This is a genomic window from Allokutzneria multivorans, from assembly GCF_039537405.1.
GTDB classification, from domain to species: domain Bacteria; phylum Actinomycetota; class Actinomycetes; order Mycobacteriales; family Pseudonocardiaceae; genus Allokutzneria; species Allokutzneria multivorans.
Genome location: NZ_BAABAL010000005.1, coordinates 189,253 through 207,689, shown reverse-complemented (window position 1 = coordinate 207,689; position 18,437 = coordinate 189,253). Strand labels below are relative to the sequence as shown.

At 69.7% G+C, this 18,437-nt stretch carries 24 protein-coding genes, 1 tRNA gene and 1 pseudogene; 15 read left to right on the top strand and 11 right to left on the bottom strand.

The genetic code is table 11. From position 1 onward, the window contains the following. Positions 1–62: 62 nt before the first annotated feature. Both ABD798_RS04910 and ABD798_RS04905 read right to left on the bottom strand, forming a co-directional pair. On the bottom strand, positions 63–725 hold the full coding sequence (locus ABD798_RS04910) for a histidine phosphatase family protein (protein WP_344871306.1): 663 nt from the start codon (positions 723–725) through the stop codon (positions 63–65). A 23-nt stretch (positions 726–748) separates the two neighbouring features. After that, positions 749–1,216, bottom strand: coding sequence for a GNAT family N-acetyltransferase (locus tag ABD798_RS04905; protein ID WP_344871305.1), 468 nt, complete (start codon positions 1,214–1,216; stop codon positions 749–751). A 62-nt stretch (positions 1,217–1,278) separates the two neighbouring features. Here ABD798_RS04905 and ABD798_RS04900 point away from each other — a divergent pair, with 62 nt between their 5' ends. From ABD798_RS04900 to ABD798_RS04865, 8 genes are all read left to right on the top strand, one after another. Beyond that, positions 1,279–1,881, top strand: coding sequence for a trimeric intracellular cation channel family protein (locus ABD798_RS04900; protein ID WP_344871304.1), 603 nt, complete (start codon positions 1,279–1,281; stop codon positions 1,879–1,881). Positions 1,882–2,154: 273 nt separating this feature from the next. Next, positions 2,155–2,850, top strand: a complete 696-nt coding sequence (locus ABD798_RS04895; protein WP_344871303.1) for a response regulator transcription factor — start codon at positions 2,155–2,157, stop codon at positions 2,848–2,850. A 14-nt stretch (positions 2,851–2,864) separates the two neighbouring features. Continuing rightward, a complete protein-coding gene (locus ABD798_RS04890; RefSeq protein WP_344872853.1) occupies positions 2,865–4,241 on the top strand; it encodes a sensor histidine kinase in 1,377 nt (458 codons plus the stop codon). Between the two features lie 247 nt (positions 4,242–4,488). Further along, positions 4,489–5,295: a DeoR/GlpR family DNA-binding transcription regulator gene (locus ABD798_RS04885; protein WP_344871302.1), complete on the top strand. Its 807-nt coding sequence runs from the start codon at positions 4,489–4,491 to the stop codon at positions 5,293–5,295. Then, positions 5,292–6,374, top strand: a complete 1,083-nt coding sequence (galT, locus tag ABD798_RS04880) for a galactose-1-phosphate uridylyltransferase (protein ID WP_344871301.1) — start codon at positions 5,292–5,294, stop codon at positions 6,372–6,374. The genes ABD798_RS04885 and galT overlap by 4 nt, the downstream gene beginning before the upstream one ends. Before the next feature lie 75 nt (positions 6,375–6,449). Continuing rightward, entirely contained in the window at positions 6,450–7,799 is a 1,350-nt protein-coding gene (locus tag ABD798_RS04875; RefSeq protein ID WP_344871300.1) for a S1C family serine protease, read from the top strand. A gap of 148 nt (positions 7,800–7,947) precedes the next feature. Then, complete coding sequence (locus ABD798_RS04870) at positions 7,948–8,445, top strand: MogA/MoaB family molybdenum cofactor biosynthesis protein (RefSeq protein WP_086820149.1); 498 nt, start codon at positions 7,948–7,950, stop codon at positions 8,443–8,445. A gap of 10 nt (positions 8,446–8,455) precedes the next feature. After that, on the top strand, positions 8,456–8,632 hold the full coding sequence (locus tag ABD798_RS04865; protein WP_344871299.1) for a hypothetical protein: 177 nt from the start codon (positions 8,456–8,458) through the stop codon (positions 8,630–8,632). Positions 8,633–8,712: 80 nt separating this feature from the next. Here the strand turns inward: ABD798_RS04865 and ABD798_RS04860 are convergent, their stop codons facing one another. The 3 genes from ABD798_RS04860 to ABD798_RS04850 all read right to left on the bottom strand — a co-directional run bounded on the left by ABD798_RS04860 (position 8,713) and on the right by ABD798_RS04850 (position 10,116). Beyond that, entirely contained in the window at positions 8,713–8,955 is a 243-nt protein-coding gene (locus tag ABD798_RS04860; protein ID WP_086820102.1) for an antitoxin, read from the bottom strand. A gap of 81 nt (positions 8,956–9,036) precedes the next feature. Continuing rightward, positions 9,037–9,438: a large-conductance mechanosensitive channel protein MscL gene (mscL, locus tag ABD798_RS04855; RefSeq protein ID WP_344871298.1), complete on the bottom strand. Its 402-nt coding sequence runs from the start codon at positions 9,436–9,438 to the stop codon at positions 9,037–9,039. A gap of 48 nt (positions 9,439–9,486) precedes the next feature. Further along, positions 9,487–10,116: an SAF domain-containing protein gene (locus tag ABD798_RS04850; protein WP_344871297.1), complete on the bottom strand. Its 630-nt coding sequence runs from the start codon at positions 10,114–10,116 to the stop codon at positions 9,487–9,489. 147 nt (positions 10,117–10,263) lie between these two features. Between ABD798_RS04850 and ABD798_RS37190 the strand changes: the two genes are divergently transcribed. Further along, positions 10,264–10,440: a hypothetical protein gene (locus ABD798_RS37190; protein WP_425549194.1), complete on the top strand. Its 177-nt coding sequence runs from the start codon at positions 10,264–10,266 to the stop codon at positions 10,438–10,440. Positions 10,441–10,454: 14 nt separating this feature from the next. On the opposite strand, the pseudogene ABD798_RS37185 reads toward ABD798_RS37190, so the two are convergent. Together ABD798_RS37185 and ABD798_RS04840 are read right to left on the bottom strand one after the other, a co-directional pair. Continuing rightward, positions 10,455–10,595 (bottom strand): annotated as a pseudogene (locus tag ABD798_RS37185) (FmdB family zinc ribbon protein); the annotation flags it as partial. Positions 10,596–10,693: 98 nt separating this feature from the next. Continuing rightward, positions 10,694–11,278: a 5-formyltetrahydrofolate cyclo-ligase gene (locus tag ABD798_RS04840; RefSeq protein WP_344871295.1), complete on the bottom strand. Its 585-nt coding sequence runs from the start codon at positions 11,276–11,278 to the stop codon at positions 10,694–10,696. A gap of 37 nt (positions 11,279–11,315) precedes the next feature. On the opposite strand from ABD798_RS04840, the gene ABD798_RS04835 reads away from it, so the two are divergent. The 5 genes from ABD798_RS04835 (at position 11,316) to ABD798_RS04815 (ending at position 15,166) form a co-directional block, all read left to right on the top strand. Continuing rightward, a complete protein-coding gene (locus tag ABD798_RS04835) occupies positions 11,316–12,206 on the top strand; it encodes a UTP--glucose-1-phosphate uridylyltransferase (protein ID WP_344871294.1) in 891 nt (296 codons plus the stop codon). Between the two features lie 6 nt (positions 12,207–12,212). Further along, complete coding sequence (gene glp, locus ABD798_RS04830; RefSeq protein ID WP_344871293.1) at positions 12,213–13,436, top strand: molybdotransferase-like divisome protein Glp; 1,224 nt, start codon at positions 12,213–12,215, stop codon at positions 13,434–13,436. Beyond that, entirely contained in the window at positions 13,429–14,088 is a 660-nt protein-coding gene (locus ABD798_RS04825; RefSeq protein WP_344871292.1) for a GNAT family N-acetyltransferase, read from the top strand. Before glp ends, ABD798_RS04825 begins: the two co-directional genes overlap by 8 nt. 150 nt (positions 14,089–14,238) lie before the next feature. Further along, on the top strand, positions 14,239–15,033 hold the full coding sequence (gene sepX / locus ABD798_RS04820) for a divisome protein SepX/GlpR (protein ID WP_344871291.1): 795 nt from the start codon (positions 14,239–14,241) through the stop codon (positions 15,031–15,033). Positions 15,034–15,093: 60 nt separating this feature from the next. Further along, positions 15,094–15,166: transfer RNA gene (locus ABD798_RS04815), tRNA-Ala, on the top strand. 104 nt (positions 15,167–15,270) lie between these two features. Here the strand turns inward: ABD798_RS04815 and ABD798_RS04810 are convergent. The 4 genes from ABD798_RS04810 to ABD798_RS04795 all read right to left on the bottom strand — a co-directional run bounded on the left by ABD798_RS04810 (position 15,271) and on the right by ABD798_RS04795 (position 17,488). After that, positions 15,271–15,813 carry an RICIN domain-containing protein gene (locus ABD798_RS04810; RefSeq protein ID WP_344871290.1) on the bottom strand — a complete coding sequence of 181 codons (543 nt, stop codon included), beginning with the start codon at positions 15,811–15,813 and terminating at the stop codon, positions 15,271–15,273. 111 nt (positions 15,814–15,924) lie between these two features. Next, positions 15,925–16,335, bottom strand: coding sequence for a nuclear transport factor 2 family protein (locus ABD798_RS04805; protein ID WP_344871289.1), 411 nt, complete (start codon positions 16,333–16,335; stop codon positions 15,925–15,927). A gap of 10 nt (positions 16,336–16,345) precedes the next feature. Further along, the gene (locus ABD798_RS04800) at positions 16,346–16,792 is read right to left on the bottom strand and encodes a hypothetical protein (RefSeq protein ID WP_344871288.1); all 447 of its coding nucleotides are present in this window, start codon (positions 16,790–16,792) and stop codon (positions 16,346–16,348) included. A gap of 96 nt (positions 16,793–16,888) precedes the next feature. Further along, positions 16,889–17,488, bottom strand: a complete 600-nt coding sequence (locus ABD798_RS04795; protein WP_344871287.1) for a TetR/AcrR family transcriptional regulator — start codon at positions 17,486–17,488, stop codon at positions 16,889–16,891. Positions 17,489–17,579: 91 nt separating this feature from the next. Here ABD798_RS04795 and ABD798_RS04790 point away from each other — a divergent pair, with 91 nt between their 5' ends. Next, positions 17,580–18,416: an NmrA family NAD(P)-binding protein gene (locus ABD798_RS04790; protein ID WP_344871286.1), complete on the top strand. Its 837-nt coding sequence runs from the start codon at positions 17,580–17,582 to the stop codon at positions 18,414–18,416. The last annotated feature ends 21 nt before the right edge of the window (positions 18,417–18,437 follow it).

The window sequence follows — 18,437 nt, the reverse complement described above, 5'->3', positions numbered from 1 at the left end:
GTGCTGAATGAGTCATTGAGGGCGCTCAAGTACCTCAATGACTCATTCAGCACAAAAGAGGCCTAGGCCACCTGGGTGATCTGAGTTTCACCATCGGGGGACTCGCGCCACTGGGTGAACGGGCGGTCCATGTGCCAGCGGCCGGTGGAGTCCCGTTCGAGGACCCGGAAATCACAGGTCGGCGGGTTCGACAGCGATTCGAACAATTCGATGCTCCAGTTGAAGAGCCGACGGCACAGCAATCGCATCGTGAGCCCGTGGGAGACCACGAGCACGTTCTTCGGATGGGCGGGATCGTTGTCCACCCGCCGCTCCAGCTCGGTGAGGAAACCCGCGACGCGGTCGTCGACGTCCGCGCCGGACTCGCCGTGGGCCAGCCGGAAGAAGAAGTGGCCGAACGCGTGCCGCTCCTGCTTCTGCCGCTCCTGGTCGACCGGGTCCTGGAGGTTGCCCCAGTCCTGTTCGCGCAGGCGGGGCTCGGGAACTATCCGTTCGATGAGATTGCTGAGCTCCATCAGCTCGAAGGTCTGCCGCGTGCGCAGGTAGGGGCTGACGTACGCGGCGACGGGACCAGGGCTGAGCAGGCGGCGCATGCGCGGTGCCATGCCGCGCGCCTGTTGCACGCCCCGCGGTGTCAGCGGCAGGGCGTGGTCCGGTATGCGGCAGTAGGCGAGCTCATCGACGTTGCCGAGGCTTTCCGCGTGTCGCAGCAGGATGATCCGCACGTCTCTATCGTGCCTTTTTTCCTCTACTCCATCAGCGGGAACATCAGTTGTCGCAGCGTCCGACCGGGTAGAGAACCTGATGCAACCACCCCAATTTCCCGAGCCCCCATCGCGAAATAGAAGCCTTCGGCGTAGGGCTCCGCGTCCAGGACGAGCTCCGTCCATCCCATATTCCGGGCGTTTCGCACCGCATCCGCCCACAACAGCCTGCCGAGACCGGTGCCGATGTGCGGCGGATCGACCCACAGATTGCTCAGCTCACCGCGCGGTCCCGTGCCGTCCAGACCGAAGAACCCGAGCACTTCGCCGTCGCGCTCGGCCACGACGAACAGGCCCTCCGAAAGCCGTTCCGCGCTGTAGGTCAGCTCGGCGCGCACGGCCGCCATGAACTCCGCGTCGTAGCCCCAGTGCGCTTTCGACCGCTGAGCGAGCGCGCTGAGCGCCCCGGCCTCGTCCGCCCGCGCCCGGCGCAGCGTGATCTCGTTGCCCACGGCTCGATCTTCGCGGTCAGGATCACGTCGCCGCACGCGATTTCCTGGGGGAGGATCTCCGGGTGTTGCTCGTGTTGGAGCTGGTCGGCATCGCCGTGTTCGCCGCGTCCGGTGCGCTCGCCGGGGTCCGCGCCCGGTTGGACGTCTTCGGCGTGGTGATCCTCGCCATGACCACCGCGCTCGGCGGCGGGATCATCCGGGACGTGCTGCTCGACGTCAGCCCGCCGACGAGTCTGCGCGACTGGCGCTACCTGCTGGTGACCGCGGTGACCGGCCTCATCGTGTTCTGGATCCACCCGCACATGGCCAAGCTGCGCCGCGCCATGCTGCTCGCCGACGCGGTCGGGCTCGGGCTGTTCACCACCGCGGGCACCATCACCGCGCTCGAACTGGGCGCGCCCGCCTACACCGCCTGCCTGATCGGCATGACCACGGGCATCGGCGGCGGTGCCCTGCGCGACGTGCTGATCAGGGAGATCCCGGTGGTGCTGCAACGCGAGATCTACGCGGTCGCGGCGCTGCTCGGCGCCGTTGTGGTCGTGGTGGGGCGCGATATCGGCCTGCCGCAGGGGCCGACCGTGCTCGCCGGTGCCGTGCTGATCGTGACGGTCCGCGTGCTCGCGCTGTGGCGGAAGTGGAACGCACCCCTGCCTCGCGAGTCCTGAGGCCCACGGACCAGGCCCTGTCCTGCAAGTCATCAGGTTTGCAGGTCTTCAAGACCACGCAACCCCCACCTCAACCGTCTCCAACCACAGCAAACCCCTGCAAGGCCGCTGGGTTTGCGGCGGTTAGCGATGATCAGCAGAGGGGTTTGCCGGTCTTGAAGACACCCCAACCCCAGCGACACCGTGAGGACGAGCCCTGCGCGGTCATGACTATTCGCCGGCGTTCAGGCCCTTCTCAGGCACCTCTCAGGGCGGCGGGTCAGACTACGTGCCATGCGCATCCTCGTTGTCGACGACGACCGGGCCGTTCGCGACTCGCTGCGGCGGTCGTTGCAGTTCAACGGCTATCAGGTCGAGATGGCCAGCGACGGTGTGCAGGCACTGGAACAGCTCGGCGCCAGCAGGCCGGACGCCATGGTGCTCGACGTGATGATGCCGCGCCTGGACGGCCTTGAGGTCTGCCGCAGGCTCCGCAGCACCGGGGACGACCTGCCGATCCTCGTGCTCACCGCACGTGACGCGGTGTCCGACCGGGTCGCGGGCCTCGACGCGGGCGCCGACGACTACCTGCCCAAGCCCTTCGCGCTCGAAGAGCTGCTCGCGCGGCTGCGCGCCCTGCTCCGGCGCACCGGCCCCAACCAGGACGACGCGGGCGCGATGGCGCCTGCGCTGCGCTTCGCAGACCTCGAACTCGACCCCGGCACCAGGGACGTGCGCAGGGGAGAGCGGCCGATCAGCCTGACGCGCACCGAGTTCTCGTTGCTGGAGCTGTTCCTCGCGCACCCGCGCCAGGTCCTCACCCGCGGTCGCATCCTCGAAGAGGTGTGGGGCTACGACTTCCCCACCTCCGGCAACGCGCTTGAGGTGTACGTGGGCTACCTGCGCCGCAAGACCGAGGCCTCGGGCGAACCGCGGCTGCTGCACACCGTGCGCGGTGTGGGCTACGTGCTCCGGGAGACCGCTCCGTGACGGTTCCGACCGGGATGCGCCAGCGCTTCTCGCTCCAGTCCAGGATCACCGCGCTGGCCGCCTTCGGAGTGGGTTTCGCCGTGGCCCTGGTGTCCCTCGCCGCCTACGTGACCGTGCGCTCCAGCCTGTACAACCAGCTGGAGACCAAGCTGGAGGACCAGGCCCGGGAAGCGGTCAGCACCGCCATCGCGCGGGACAACTTCGAGGGCTTCCCCAGCGACATGTTCCAGATCTTCGGCCTGAAGGTCGCGCTGCTGGAGGTGGACCGCACCGGGCACGTCACGCTCCAGGTCGGCAGCGGTGGCCGCTCCACCGCGCCCGCCGTCGGCCAGGACGAGATCGCGGTGGCCATCGGCACGAACGACGCGAACAGCAGGTCCGACGCCAAGACCGACACGCAGATCGCGGCCGCGAACATCCGGCCGGGGCTCGCGCTGGTCCTCGGCCAGTCGCTGGCCTCGCTCAAGGCGACGTTGAACCAGCTCGGCGTCGTGCTCGTCGTGGTCGGCGGCGCGGGCATCCTGCTCGCGGCCGCCGCGGGCACGGCCGTCGCGCGCGGCAGTCTCAGACCGGTAAAGCGGCTGACCGAGGCGGCCGAGCACGTCGCGCGCACAGCGGAGCTACGGCCGATCCCGATCACCGGCGACGACGAGCTGGCGCGGCTCACGCAGGCGTTCAACTCGATGCTCGCCGCGCTCTCGGAGTCCCAGGAGCGCCAGCGCAGGCTCGTCGCCGACGCCGGGCACGAGCTGCGCACACCGCTGACTTCCTTGCGCACCAACCTGGAACTGCTGCTGGCCTCGCAGCGCCCCGACACGCCGAACCTCTCCGAAGAGGACCGCTCGGAGATCTACGAGGACGTCCGCGCACAGGTCAACGAACTGTCCACTCTGGTCGGTGACCTCGTCGAGCTCGCCCGTGACGACGCCCCCGGCGTGGTGCACGAGCCGGTCGAGATGGTGGACGTGGTGGAGCGCGCGCTCGAACGCGCCCGCCGCCGCGCGCCGAGCCTGGAGTTCGAGGCGAGTCTGCGGCCGTGGGTGCTCGACGGTGACGCGAACGCGTTGGAGCGCGCCGCGCTGAACCTGTTGGACAACGCCGCGAAGTGGAGTCCGCCGGGCGGTCGTGTCCGCGTCGAGCTGCGCCAGGCCGGGCAGGGCGTCGCGCTCCTCGAAGTGGCGGACGCGGGCCGGGGCATCGCGGACGCGGACCTGCCGCACGTGTTCGAGCGGTTCTACCGGTCGTCGGAGGCGCGCACGCTGCCCGGCTCCGGCCTGGGCCTGGCCATCGTCAAGCAGGTCGCCGAGCGCCACGGCGGCACCGCGACCGCAGGGCACGCCCCCGAGGGCGGAGCGCTCATGTCGATCTGGCTCCCCGGGCGTCCCGGCTGAGTCCGCGATCGATCCTGTTCGCTTGACGGCCAGGCCGCTCGCCACCGAACGAACTCGAACAAGGCGACCGATAGCCCTGCTGAGCACCGAATATCCGATTCTGCCGCCGTTTTCCGGCGGATTGGTGATCAGTGATCTTCCGGAAAGGGCTCAACTCGGACGCGACTTCGTGTTTGACTGTGTTGACGTTGCCCCTCGGGCTGGGTCAGGCTGGGTGGGTGGAGCCGTCAAGGGGAAGAGGTGCGCGGTGCTGGCGCGGCAACGACAGGCGGTGATCCTGGAAGAGGTGCGCAGGACCGGCGCCGTGCGGGTCAGCGACCTGGTGACCAGGCTCGGCGTCTCCGACATGACCGTGCGCAGGGACCTCGACGCGCTCGCCCGGCGCGGCCAGGTGGAAAAGGTCTACGGCGGCGCGACCTCGGCGACCGGGCGCAGCACGGACGAGCCCGGTTTCGAGGCCAAGTCCGTCCGCCAGCTCCCGGAGAAGGAGGCCATCGCCGCGATGGCCGCCGAACTCGTGCGGCCCGGCACGGCGATCGGCCTCTCGGCGGGGACCACGACCTGGACCCTGGCGCGCTATCTCGACGACGTGGCCGACCTGACCGTCGTCACCAACTCGATCCGCGTCGCCGACGTGCTCCAGCAGCGCGGACGCACCGACCGGACAGTGGTGCTCACCGGCGGCGTGCGCACGCCCTCCGACGCGCTCGTCGGCCCGGTCGCGGTGCAGGCGCTGCGCTCGCTGCACCTGGACCTGGTGTTCCTCGGCGTGCACGGGATGGCGCTGAACGCGGGCTTCACCACGCCCAACCTCAACGAGAGCGAGACCGACCGCGCGCTGGTCGACGCCGCGAGCAACCTCGTGGTGCTCGCCGACCACACCAAGTGGGCCACGGTCGGCATCTCCACCATCGCCCAGCTGGACGAGGCGCACGTGCTGGTCAGCGACGAGGGCCTGGACGAGGGCGCGCGCGAGGTCCTCTCCGAGCACGTCGACGAGCTGGTGCTCGCCCCCGTTCCCGCCCGCAGGACTCAGCCGGAGGTCGGCGCGTGAGGCGCAGCAGCAACCACCTCGCGGACGGCCGCGAGATCATCTACTTCGACGACACCGAGACCGCGCCGCGCACCGCGAAGGACACGCGCGACCTGCCCGAGCAGGCGCCGCGCTCGGAGATCCGCCGCGACCCGCTGACCGGGGAATGGGTCGGGATGGCCGCGCACCGGCAGACCCGCATCTACAAGCCGCCGGCCGACCTGTGCCCGCTGTGCCCGACCTCGCCGGGAAGGCCGACGGAGATCCCCGAGTCGAGCTACGACGTGGTGGTCTTCGAGAACCGCTTCCCGTCCTTCGCCCAGGGCGTTCCCGCCCTACCGTCCACTGTGGACGGAATGCCCATGGTCGAGCAGGCGGGAGGGCTCGGCCGCTGCGAGGTCGTCTGCTTCACCTCCGACCACGAGTCCTCCTTCGGCGGGCTCAGCCCGACGCGGGTGCGCACCGTCGTGGACGCGTGGGCCGACCGCACGCGCACGCTCAGCGCGCTGCCCGGTGTGGAGCAGGTGTTCTGCTTCGAGAACCGAGGCGAAGAGATCGGCGTGACGCTGCACCACCCGCACGGCCAGATCTACGGCTACCCGTTCGTCACGCCGCGCACGGAGCGCATGCTCGCCACGGCCCGTGAGTACCACGCCGAGCACGGGCGCCACGTCCTCGGCGACGTGCTCGCCGCCGAGCGCACCGCGGAGATCCGCGTGATCAGCTCCACGGAGCACTGGACCGCGTTCGTGCCCGCCGCCGCGCGGTGGCCGGTCGAGGTGCTCCTCGTGCCGCACCGCCAGGTCCCCGACATCCCCGCGCTCAGCGACGCCGAGCGCGACGACTTCGGCCGGCTCTACCTCGACGTGCTCGGCAGGCTCGACGGGCTCTACGACAAGCCGTTGCCCTACATCGCCGCCTGGCACCAGGCCCCGGTCCGCGTCGGTCGCGAGCACTCCTGGCTGCACCTCCAGGTGTTCTCCGTGCTGCGCACCGCGGACAAGCTGAAGTACCTGGCGGGCTCGGAGTCCGGGATGGCGGTGTGGGTCAACGACGCTACGCCGGAGCAGATCGCCGAACGGCTGCGTGCCTCCGGGTGAATTGACGGCGTATCCATAAGCGAACCCCAGGCGTGTCTAAGCCTCTTCTCAGGTCGGCACTCCAGAGTGGTTCCCATGACGGACAACACCTCCGGCGCCTCGGGCGGACAGCCTGAGCGCCCGCAGCAGCCGACCGAGGCCACCACCCAGCAGCAGCCGGGTGCGCCGGAGGCCAACGCTGCCCAGCAGCAGCCGCACGTGGGCTCGCACGTGGCCTACGGCGGCCAGTCCTACCCGCAGCAGGACAACGGTCCGCTGACCAACCCGCTCGGCATCCCCGTGCAGGGACAGCCGCAGCAGGTGTTCGCGCAACCGCAGCCCAAGCCGAAGTCCGGCAAGGGCAAGCTCGTCGCGGGCGCGCTGATCTTCGCGCTGCTCGGCGGTGCGGCGGGTGGCGTCGGTGGTGGTCTGCTCGGCTACAACCTCGCGCTCAACGGCAGCTCCTACAACGCGCTCGACGCGCCCCGGCCCGACGCCAGCAACGTGAACAGCCCCGCTCCGGCGGGCACCGTGGAGGCCGTCGCGCAGAAGGTGCTGCCGAGCGTCGTGCAGCTGCAGACGCAGAGCGGCTCGGGCTCCGGCGTCGTGCTCAGCTCCGACGGCATGATCCTGACCAACAACCACGTGGTCGAGGAGGCGGCGGCCGGGGGCGGCCAGATCCGCATCCAGTTCAAGGACGGCAGGACCGCGCCCGCCAAGATCATCGGCGTCGACCCCACCTCCGACCTCGCCGTGGTGAAGGCCGAGGGCGTCACCGGGCTCACCCCGGTCGAGCTCGGCCGCTCCGGCAACCTCCGTGTCGGCCAGCAGGTCGTGGCCATCGGCGCCCCGTTCGGCCTCAGCAACACGGTCACCAGCGGCATCGTCAGCGCGCTCCAGCGGCCCGTGCGCACCGGCAACGAGGCGGGCGACAGCACCGTGATGGACGCGGTGCAGACCGACGCCGCGATCAACCCCGGCAACTCCGGCGGCCCGCTGGTGGACATGAGCGGCAAGGTCATCGGCATCAACACCGCGATCAAGACGGCCAGCGGCGGCCAGCAGCAGTCCGGCGGCTCCATCGGACTCGGCTTCGCCATCCCGATCGACCAGGCCATGCGCATCGCCAACGAGCTGCGCGCCAACGGCAAGGCCACCCACGCCGTGCTCGGGGTGACGCTCGCGCCGCAGCAGCAGCGCTCGGCCGCGACCAACGGCGCGGCCGTCGGCACCGTCGAGCCCAACTCGGCGGCCGAGGCGGCGGGCATCAAGCAGGGCGACGTGATCACCAAGCTGGACGGCCGGCGGATCAACGACACCGACTCGCTGATCGCCGCGGTCCGCTCGCACGACCCGAACTCCAAGGTCAAGGTCACCGTCGCCAGCGGTGGCACCGAACGCGAGGTCGAGCTGACGCTGGGCAGCAGGGTGCTCAGCGGAGGCTGACCTCCTCGCAGGAACGCGGGTTCCCGGCTCGCCCTCGCGCCGGGGGCCCGCGCTCCGTCCTGTCCGATCCCCGGGGGAGCAGATGAGACCGAACCTGATCGTCGAACCGTCCACGCACGGCATGCCCGAGCCGACTAACGTGCTCCTCATGGAACGCACCGCGAAGCTCGGCCGTGCCCTCGTCGTGCTCGTCGACGACCGCCTGGCGCACGGCGAACACGAGGACACCACCGGGCCGCTGGTCACCGAGCTGCTCGAAGAAGCAGGCTTCATCGTGGACGGCACCGTCGCGGTCGCCGGCGAGATCGTGGAGATCCGCAACGCCCTCAACACCGCGGTCATCGGCGGCGTCGACCTGGTGATCACCGTCGGTGGCACCGGTGTGTCCCCGCGCGATGTCACCCCGGACGCCACGGTCGGCGTGCTCGACCGCCCGCTGCCCGGTGTCGCCGAGGCGCTCCGCGCCTCCGGCCTGGCCGCCGGAGCCGTGGACGCGGGCATCTCGCGCGGCGTCGTCGGGGTCTCCGGCAGCACGCTCGTGGTCAACCTCGCCGCATCGCGCTCCTCGGTTCGCGACGGCATGGCCACGCTGACCCCGTTGGTGCAGCACGTGATCGAGCAGCTCTCCGGCATCGAAGAGGCGTGAGGCGGCGTCGGTGACGGGCGAATCAGCCGAGCGCAAGCAGGCCGAGGAGCGTCGCAGGAAGCTCGACGAGCTCTTCGGTGACGTGCTCCCGGAGACCACCTCCGACGAGCGCGATCCGAGCGAGCGCTCCGACCGCGCCGCCGACACCTGGTACTACGAGAACCGCCCGCCCCACCACGACACCTGACACCCGTTTCGTACTCACGACAGGGAAAAGAGCGCTTCCCAATCCTGTCGTGAGTACGGAACGAGCCTCTGGGGACCTGTCTACTTCTTGCGGTCGGGGTCGAGGACGTTCTCCAGCTTGGTGCTGACGTCCTCGATCTTGTCGTGGTACTTCCCGCCCGTGGCCTTGTCCAGCTTCGAGGCGGCCAGGTCGACCCCGCGCGCCGCGGCGTCACCGGCCTTCTCGGCGAGCGGACCCGCCTTCTCCTTGGCCTGCTCCGCGAGCGGGCCGACCTTCTCCTTCGCCTGGTTGGCGAGTTCCTTGGCCTTGTCCAGGAAGCTCATTGCCTTGTCCCTCCACCGCAGCGGTGTGCCGTCCTGGTTCCGACGCTACCCAGGACGGCGCACCGGCGCAGTGGTCGCGGCTCAGCGCTGGGCGTTGCGCTCCTGCAGCAGGTCGCGGATCTCGGTCAGCAGCTCGACATCGGTCGGCTTCGACGGACCGGCCTCCTTGCCCCGCTCGCGCCGCTCCTGGATCTTCTTGATCGGCAGGACGAGGACGAAGTAGACCACCGCGGCGACGATCAGGAAGTTGATCGCCGCGTTGATCACGGTGCCCAGGTCGATGAACGTGGACGGCTTGTCACCGATGATCTGGAAGCCCAGACCCTGCGCCGGGTCCGAGCCACCGATGGAGTTGATCAGCGGCTTGATGATGCCGGTGGTGAACGCCGTGACGATCGCGGTGAACGCGCTGCCGATGACCACGGCGACCGCGAGCTCGACCACGTTGCCGCGCATGATGAAGTCTTTGAAGCCCTTAAGCACTGCTGCCCCTTTTGGTTCTGTGCCGACTGGCCCGCACAGAGTAAACAGTCACTTCCGCAGCGTGATCGCCACCGGTCGGGTGAGCCCGGCCGCCGCAACCCTCGTGGCGTCCTCCCTGGTCAGCGCGAGGACGACGAGGCGGTTCGCGCGATTGGCCGCGCGGTGCCCGTCGTTCTCACCGCGAACCGCGAGCACCACGGCATCCTCGGCGAGCACGGTCGACTCCTGGGCGATCACGTCCACCCGGCTACCCGCGCGCAGCAGATCGGCGACTCCGGGATCGGCGGGGCGCACCGCGACCGCCGCACCGTTGACGTCACCGGTGGCCAGTCCGGTGAGCTCGGGCCCGGCGAGGCGCAGGTCGGTCAGCGGTTCCCCGCGTCGCGCCGCGCCCACGAGTAATCGCCCGGAAACCGTTGTGGCGACGGGGAGTGCGCCGTCGGGCACCGAGTCCGTGGTGAAGGCGTGCGGCCGCACGTCATCGGCGTTGAGGACCGCGCCGGGCGCCAGATCCCGGGCGGCGACGAGGACGTGCACGCTCTCCGCCGGTGGCGCGCAGGCCAGAAATGCCGCCAGGGCAACGAGAAGCGCCGTCAGCAGCCTGCGGAGGAGAACGACGCGGCCACGCAGCAACCGCCCTATCCGGTCGCGGGGCAGCGGCGCCAGTGTTCCGCCCATCGAGCCTCCTGAAGTCGTCGTGGGTCAGCGACTTCGACGTTAGGAGGTGATGGGGTGCGGTCCGGCCGTCGTCGGCGAAGTTGTGGACAACTGGTGCCGATGTGGACAACTAGCCGGATCAGGTGCCCTCAGGAGGCCGCGGAGGCCTTGGCCGTCGGGGTCGTGGTGGAGGATGAGGACGTCGACTTCGACGAGTCCGAAGAAGACCCGGACGACCCGGACGAGGACTCGGTGGAGGAGGACTTCGGCTTGCTGTCCGAAGAGGACGAATCAGAGGAGGCGCCCACCGTGGAGCTGCTGCCCGACCGGCTGTCGGTGCGGTAGAAGCCGCTCCCCTTGAACACGATGCCGACCGAACCGAACAGCTTGCGCAGCTTGCCGGAGCACTCCGGGCACGTCGTGAGAGCGTCGTCGCTGAACGACTGGAACTGCTCGAAGCGGTGCTCGCACTCAGTGCAGGCGTACTGGTAGGTCGGCACGACGTCCCTCCGCGAACTGTCAAGCGACTGGCACTCAACAGTGATGAGTGCTAATACGATGATGCGCCACTTCGGCCCCGGAGCGCAAACACCCCGGGTCAGAGAGGTCGCACGTCCGCGTGCGGGACCAGCACCGCCGTCATGCGGATGTCGTGCTCCTCACCGGGAAGCTCGTCGACGAACTCCTCCGGGTGAACCACCGCGATCAGGGGCGTGCCGGGACGGATCAACGGCAGCGACCTGTCGTAGTGCCCGGCCCCGCGCCCGAGCCGGACGCCTCGCCGGTCCACGGCCAGCGCCGGGACCAGCACCGCGTCCGCCTCGCCGATCGCCGACGCGTCCAGGCGCGGACCGGGCGGTTCGAGAAGCCCGTACCTGGCGGGCAGCAGTTCCCCGGTGTGCTCGGACCACGCCAGAGGGCTCCTGCCGGTCACCACGGGCAGCAGCACACGGCAACCAGCATCGAGAAGGGAGGACAACAACGCAGGTGAACCGGGCTCCGCGCCGATCGGGGCGTAGGCGCAGACGGTTCCGCCGGAGCAGGTGGCCGCCCAGTCGGACAGGGTGCGGGCCAGCGCCTCCGCGCGGTCCGCGAGCACCCGCTCCGACAGGGCCGCCCTGCCGTGGGACAGCCGCTCGCGCCACGCCTTCTTCGCCTGCCTTATGAGATCTTCCGAAGCCACGAAAAGTGAGCTTAGGCACGCCGGATAGGCTCGGCCCATGAGCTCGTCGAGCGCCTTCCGCACCGCAATCGTGCCCGCAGCCGGACTCGGCACCCGGTTCCTGCCGACCACGAAGTCCGTGCCCAAGGAACTGCTGCCCGTAGTCGACCGGCCCGCGATCGAGCTGGTGGCCGAAGAGGCCGCCAGGGCGGGCGCGAGCAAGCTGGTGATCGTCACCTCGCCGGACAAGGCGTCGGTGGGCCAGCACTTCCAGCCCGCGCCGGAGCTGGAGTCGACGCTGGAGAAGCGCGGCAAGACCGAGCTGCTGGACAAGGTGCGCCGCGCCCCCGGCCTGCTCGACGTCGAGGTCGCCATCCAGGAGCAGGCGCTGGGCCTCGGGCACGCGGTCGCCTGCGCCGAACCGAACCTGACCGGTGCGGACGAGGCCGTCGCGGTGCTGCTGCCGGACGACCTGATCCTGCCCAACGGCGCGCTGGATGCCATGTCCGCGGTGCGCGAGCGCTTCGGCGGCAGCGTGCTGCTCGCCATCGAGGTGCCGCGCGAACAGGTGTCGGCCTACGGCGTCTTCGACGTGGACGACACCGACGAGCCGGACGTGAAGCGGCTCAAGGGCATGGTGGAGAAGCCCGCGGTCGAGGACGCGCCGTCGAACCTGATCGCACCCGGTCGCTACCTGCTCGACCGGGCGATCTTCGACGCCCTGAAGCGGATCACGCCGGGTGCCGGTGGGGAGCTCCAGCTCACCGACGCCATCGCGCTGCTGATCGCCGAGGGCCACCCCGTGCACGTGGTGGTGCACCGCGGTGACCGGCACGACCTGGGCAACCCGGGGGGCTTCCTGAAAGCCGCCGTCGACTTCGCGCTGAAAGATCCCGCGTATGGGCCCGGCCTGTTGCAGTGGCTCCGCGAGCGCGTTGCCGCATCCTAGGAAGTTATGAGGTCCGTAGACGAGCAGCTGGCCCGCGTTCTCCGCGCCGCGGTGCAGCCGTCCCCAGTGCGGGTGGCCATCTCCGAGGCGCAGGGTCTGCTGTGCGCCGAGGAGGTCGTGGCGGAGCGGGCGCTGCCCGGCTTCGACCAGGCCGCCGTTGACGGCTACGCGGTGCGCAGTGTCGACGTGCAGCAGGCGGGTGCCGACCCGGTCGTGCTGCCCGTCGTCGGGGAGATCCAGGCCGGTTCCCGCCAGCCCAGCCGCCTGCAACCAGGTCAGGCCGTGCGGGTGGCGACCGGCGCCCCGCTGCCCACGCTGGCCGACGCGGTCGTTCCGCTCGCCTACACCGACGAGCACCCGGCCAGGGTCTCCGTGCAGCGCCCGGTGCCCTCGGCCGCGTTCGTCCGCCGCACCGGCGAGGACGTGCAGACCGGCGACGTCGCCGTGCGCATGGGCTCGGCGATCGGCGCGGCCCAGGTCGGCCTGCTCGCCGCGGTCGGCCGCAACAAGGTGCTCGTGCACCCCAGGCCCAGGGTGTCGATCATCTCCATCGGCGAGGAGCTGGTGGACATCGGCCGCACCCCGGGACCGGGGCAGGTCTACGACGTCAACTCCTACGCGCTGTCCGCGGCCGCCCGGGACGCCGGGGCCGAGGTCAGCAGGGTCGGCGTGGTCACGACCGAGCCGTCGCGCTTCGCCGAGATCGTCGAGGGACGGCTGCTGATCTCCGAGATCGTGGTCATCACGGGCGCGATCGGCGGCAGCAGCGGTGAGGAGGTCATCGGCGCGCTGGCCGACCTCGGCGAGCTGGACGAGACCCGGGTGGCGATGCACCCCGGCTCGGTGCAGGGCTTCGGCAGGCTCGGACCGGACGAGGTGCCGACCTTCCTGCTGCCCGGCAACCCGATCAGCGCCCTGGTGATCTTCGAGGTGCTGATCCGGCCGCTGATCCGCGCCGCGCTCGGCAAGCGCAACCCGCAGCGCCGCAGGGTCAAGGCGCGCCTGGTCTCCCCGGTGACCTCCACCAAGGGGCGCAAGGGTTTCCTGCGCGGACAGCTCATGCGCGACACCGAGACCAACGAGTACCTCGTGCAGCCGCTCGGCACCTCCGGCTCGCACCTGCTCGCTTCGCTGGCCGAGGCGAACTGCCTGATCCTGCTGGACGAGGACACCACCGACGTCCTGGTCGGGGAAGAGGTGGCGGTGAGCTTCCTGGCGCAGCGTGGCTGACCTCCGGCCACCGGAGGGACGTCACCCCGGCTGGCCCGCCCGGCTCGGCCCGCTGGTCGTCGCCGGGGGCACCCTCGAACTGCGCCCGCCGCGCCTGCGCGACGCGGGCGCGTGGAGCTCCGCCCGCCAGCGCGACCGCGCGCACCTCGAACCGTGGGAGCCCAGCTCGTACGGACAGGGCTGGGACGAGCGCAACTCACTGCTCGCATGGCCGCCGCAGTGGGCAACGCTGCGCTCGTTGGGCAGGCGCGGGCTCGCCCTGCCGTTCACGATCGTGCTCGACGGGCGGCTCGCCGGTCAGGTCACCGTCGGCAACATCCAGCGCGGCGCGCTGCGCTCCGGCTGGATCGGCTACTGGGTGTCCAGCGAGCTGACCAGGGGCGGAGTCGCCACCGCCGCCGTCGCGCTGGTCGTGGACCACAGCTTCGGGCCCGCCGGGCTGCACCGGTTGGAGGCCACCGTGCGGCCGGAGAACGAGCCCAGCCTCCGCGTGCTCGACAAGCTCGGTTTCCGCCGCGAGGGGCTCTACGAGCGCTACCTCGACGTGGGCGGCATCTGGCGCGACCACCTCAGCCTCGCGTTCACCGAGGAAGAGCTCGGAGCCGGCGCGGTGGCCCGGCTGGTGCGCCGTGGGCTGGCTCGCATTCCCTGATTCCGACGCAATTCTTCCCTCGTTCGGGTAAAGATCGACATGTCTGGGGAGTGTCGGCGGGCGGCGTGGCTCCGACACGGGTGTGACTGGTGTGACTAACGTGGCGTTCACCTATGAATGTCGGGCGTGGTGTGGGGGAGGTGGACAGGCGTGCCGAGTTCGTTGATCTTCGCCGCTCTCGCGGCTGCCTGGCTCGTCGTTCTCGTACCCATGGTGGCGCGGCGTCGAAAGCCCGTCGCCAGAACAGCCGACTCGGCCCTCACGGGCAGAGTCGTCCGTCGCGGCGGTGAACGCGCGCGCGGGGCACAGCTTCCGGAGGAGAACGCGCAGGAGGTGTTCGCCATGCCCGGACGACGGGCGCCGGAGCCCGCTGAGGACTCCGAGGACTACGACAGCTACTCCGACCACTACGCCGAGGACTACGGCGACGAGTCGATCAACCGCCGCGCCCGCCGCCGCTACCGGCCGGGCCGAGGCGGCTTCGATCCCGAGCTCGCCGCCATGGTCGCGCGCGCCAAGTACCAGTTCCGGCAGCGCGTCGTCCTCGGCATGCTGCTGCTCGCCCTCGCCACCGGCCTGCTCGCCGGGTTCGCGATGCCGGTCCTGTGGTGGGCGCACGGCGCCACCGACGTGATCCTCGTCGGATACCTCACCTACCTCCGGCGCCAGGTGCGCATCGAGGCGGAGATCCGTGATCGCAGGCTCGCCCGCATGCGCGGCGCCGACGACGAGGACGAGGACGTCGCCCAGCTCGACCGGGACGACGACGAGGACGACGACGTCGAGACCTACGAGGTGCCCACCAAGGCCGTCAGCAAGCCCACCGGCACCCGGTGCTCGTCCCGCCCCAGCGCCGAGGCGCTCGACCTCGACGACGAGGACCCGACCTTCGAACACCTGGATCCACCTGCGCAAATGAGCTACCGACGGGCCTCGGGGGAGTAGAGGTGGGGGGTGCGCGAAGCACCCCCAACCAACTGTTATGCTTCCCCCACAACAGAACACGGGGCTGTAGCGCAGTTGGTAGCGCGTCTCGTTCGCATCGAGAAGGTCAGGGGTTCGATTCCCCTCAGCTCCACCCCAGGTCAGAGGCCGTCCACTGTAGACAGTGGACGGCCTCTTTCGTGCGCGTGCAGCAGCGGAGCACAGCCGACAGGGGCCGCACGGTGGTTGTGGTTCTGGTCAGGACTCGTTGGCGTTCTTGAGCACCCAGTTCTGGTTCGGGGCGTTGACGATGCAGTCCCACTGGTGGAGGTGGGCACCGTCCTCGCTGGAGCTTCTCTCGACGTCCAGGCACAGGCCGCTGTTGCGGTTGACCAGCTTGAAAACTCCCCTGGACGCGTCCACCCATTCCCTGTGCCAACGCTGGTTCGGCTCACCAGCGCTGCGGCATGCCCACTGGATCGCCTGCATTCCGCGCTCCAGCGAACGGTCGTACACGTCCAAGCACTTCCCGCTGTTCTTGTTGACGAACTTGAAGTCGTCGCCGCCCTGGTCCTTCATCTCCCATTCCTGGTGGGGTCCTTCGACAGAGGAGAAGCAGCGCCACTGGTGCACACGGGCACCGTCTCCGAGGGACTTCCTCTCGACGTCGGCGCATTTCTTGGTCATGTCGCTGCGCAGTTGCTTGTACACGGGCTCAGGGGCCGCCGACGCCAACGGGGACGTGCTCGCGATCGCCACGACAGCGGCGACGGCTGCGAGAGTGCGAGAGGACGTGCGCATACGCCTTGCCTTTCCTGGGTGAATGATGTGTAGCCGGGCAGGGATGGCTACTGATCAAAGTGTGATCTCAGACGGCCCAGGTGAACCAGTGATGCGCGGCTTTCTGCCTTGTCAGTCGCCCGTAGGGGTGGGGAAGTAATCGCGCAGGTGGACGATGAGGTTGTCGCGGGTGCGGAAGATCTGGACGAGGGACATGGTGGTGCGCTTACCGTCGGGGGCGTCGAGGACGGTGTCGATCTCGACGATGAAAACGGCGGGGTCGGCGGTTTCGTGCAGGACGAAGCGGGACTCCTGGGTGTTGATGGTTCCGTAGTTGTCGGAGCCGCGCCGGTAGTACGCCTTGATGCCCGTGCGGATCTCCTCGCGGCCGACCATGCGGCGCGGTAGGGAGTGGCCTTCGGGGACCAGCGGTGTCTCGAACACGCCGTCTTCGGTGAACAGCTCCGCGAGAGCGTCCGCGTCTCGGCTCATCGGGCCCGCGTACACGTAGCGCTGAAAGATTTCCTGGTGAGTCAGGGTCACTCTCCTCAGCCTAGCGAGCGTGCGAGTGGGCCCAGGGGGTGCGGTAGCGGATCAGCGAAGCGATGAGGACGAGGGCGAGCAGGAGCGCGCCGCCGTCGGTGATGATGGAGGGCAGGAGCCCGGGGAAGCCGTAGAGGTCGACGGACGCCTGGAAGACCTCGGGTTTGATCATGATGACACCGGCGGCCTGGGTCAGGTTGACGACGAGCACGACCCAGAAGACCCATTTTCGGCCGGTGAGTGCGAGAAGGCCGATGGCGTTGCCGACGATGTAGACGCTGCCGATGATCCGGAAAACGGTGAGGAAGCCGGATGGGTCGGCGGTGCGGCCGGCGAGGCGCATGGTGTGTTCGAGCATCTCGTGGTTGACGATCACGAAGTTCTGCAGCGCGGTGCCGATCGTGAAGACGACCGAGCACACCACCACGAGAATCTGGAGCCGTCGCGAAGTAGTCATGTCGTACCCCCTCCGTCGAGGTTAGGGAGAGGGCGCGAGCGGGGGAGCGAAACGGAACAGCGTGGCCGGGATCGACCGCGTGCTCCGAAAACGACGTCAGTCGCAGAGCTTTTCGAGGATGAGGCGGATCTGCGCGCCGTAGCGCTCCTCGAACTCCGGCGCGGTGGGGTCGACGCCGAAGAGCCGCTTGGTGACGTCGGGCATGACGATGGGGGCGCTGATCGCGGCCATCATCAGCAGGAGCACGGCGGCGGGGTCGAGGTCGGGGGACAGCTCCTCGTCGTGCTGGCGGTCGCGGAGGTAGGCGAGGTCCTCGTCGATGGGCGACTCGTCGGGCGGGGTGTCGCCGGAATCGAGACCGCGCCAGATCATCAGGCGGATGCCGCGCGGGTCGGCGAGGCTCTCGCGCAGGTAGCGCACGGCCAGGTCGGGCAGCGGCTGCGCCGGTGTGTTGAACGTGGCCTCGCGGTCCAGCCACGCCTGCTGGAGCTCCCGGTAGAGCCCTTCCTTGCCGCCGAAGTAGTAGTTGATCAGCTGCTTGTTCACGCCCGCCTTCGCGGCGATCTCGTGCACCCGCGCTCCGGCGAAGCCCTTGGCGGCGAACTCGTCGAAGGCGGCGGAGAGCAGCAGTCGCCGCGAGCGGTCCGCGTCCTGGCGGCGTTCGTCGGGGCTCGGCGCTCGCCTCGGTGCGGGCACGGGTCCTCCTGGAGCTGGGGTTTCAGGATCCAGGAGAGTATCAGTCATCTAGTTGGTTGACGTATTCATCCGGTTGGTTGAACCTGGAGGCATGACGATTCTGGTGACTGGAGCCACGGGCAACGTCGGGCGCAACGTGGTGGAGATGCTGCTGGCCGAGGGGGCGAGCGTGCGCGCCACGACCCGCAACCCGGAGACGGCGGGCCTGCCCGAGGGGGTCGACGTCCGTGCGGCGGACCTGGCCAAGCCGGACACGCTCGCGGCTGCTCTGTCCACTGTGGACAAGGTGTACCTGTTTCCCGAGCCGGACGCGGTCGGCGAGTTCGTGAAGCTCGCCGAGGAAGCGGGAGTGCGGCGCGTGGTGGTGCTGTCTTCCTTGTCCGCCAAGGAAACCGATGCTGAGGACGACGTGATCGGCAGGCGGCACGTGCTGGTCGAGCGCGCGGTCGAGGCGTCCACAATGGACTGGACTTTCGTGCGGCCGGGCTCGTTCTCGGCGAACACCCTCCAGTGGGCGCACAGCATCCGCGCGGAGGGCGTCGTGCGCGCTCCGTACGGCGACGCGCAGATCGCGCCGGTGCACGAGAAGGACATCGCGGCGGTCGCGGTTCGCGCGCTCCTGGACGACGGACACGCGGGCAAGGCGTACGAGCTGACCGGCTCGGAGACGATGACTCAGCGGCGGCAGGTGGAGCTGATCGGGGAGGCCATCGGACGGCAGGTGCGCTTCGAGGAGCTGACGCCGGAGCAGTCCCGCGAGCAGATGGCGCGGTGGGCGCCGGTCGGGGTCATCGACTCGCTGCTGGGCTACCTCGCGGACGCCGTCGGGAAGCCCGCCGAGGTCCACGACGTCAGCGAGAAGATCACCGGCCGCCCGGCGCGCACATTTGCCGAGTGGGCGGCCGACCACGTGCGCGATTTCGTGTGAGGGGTCGGAAAAGATAGGGGT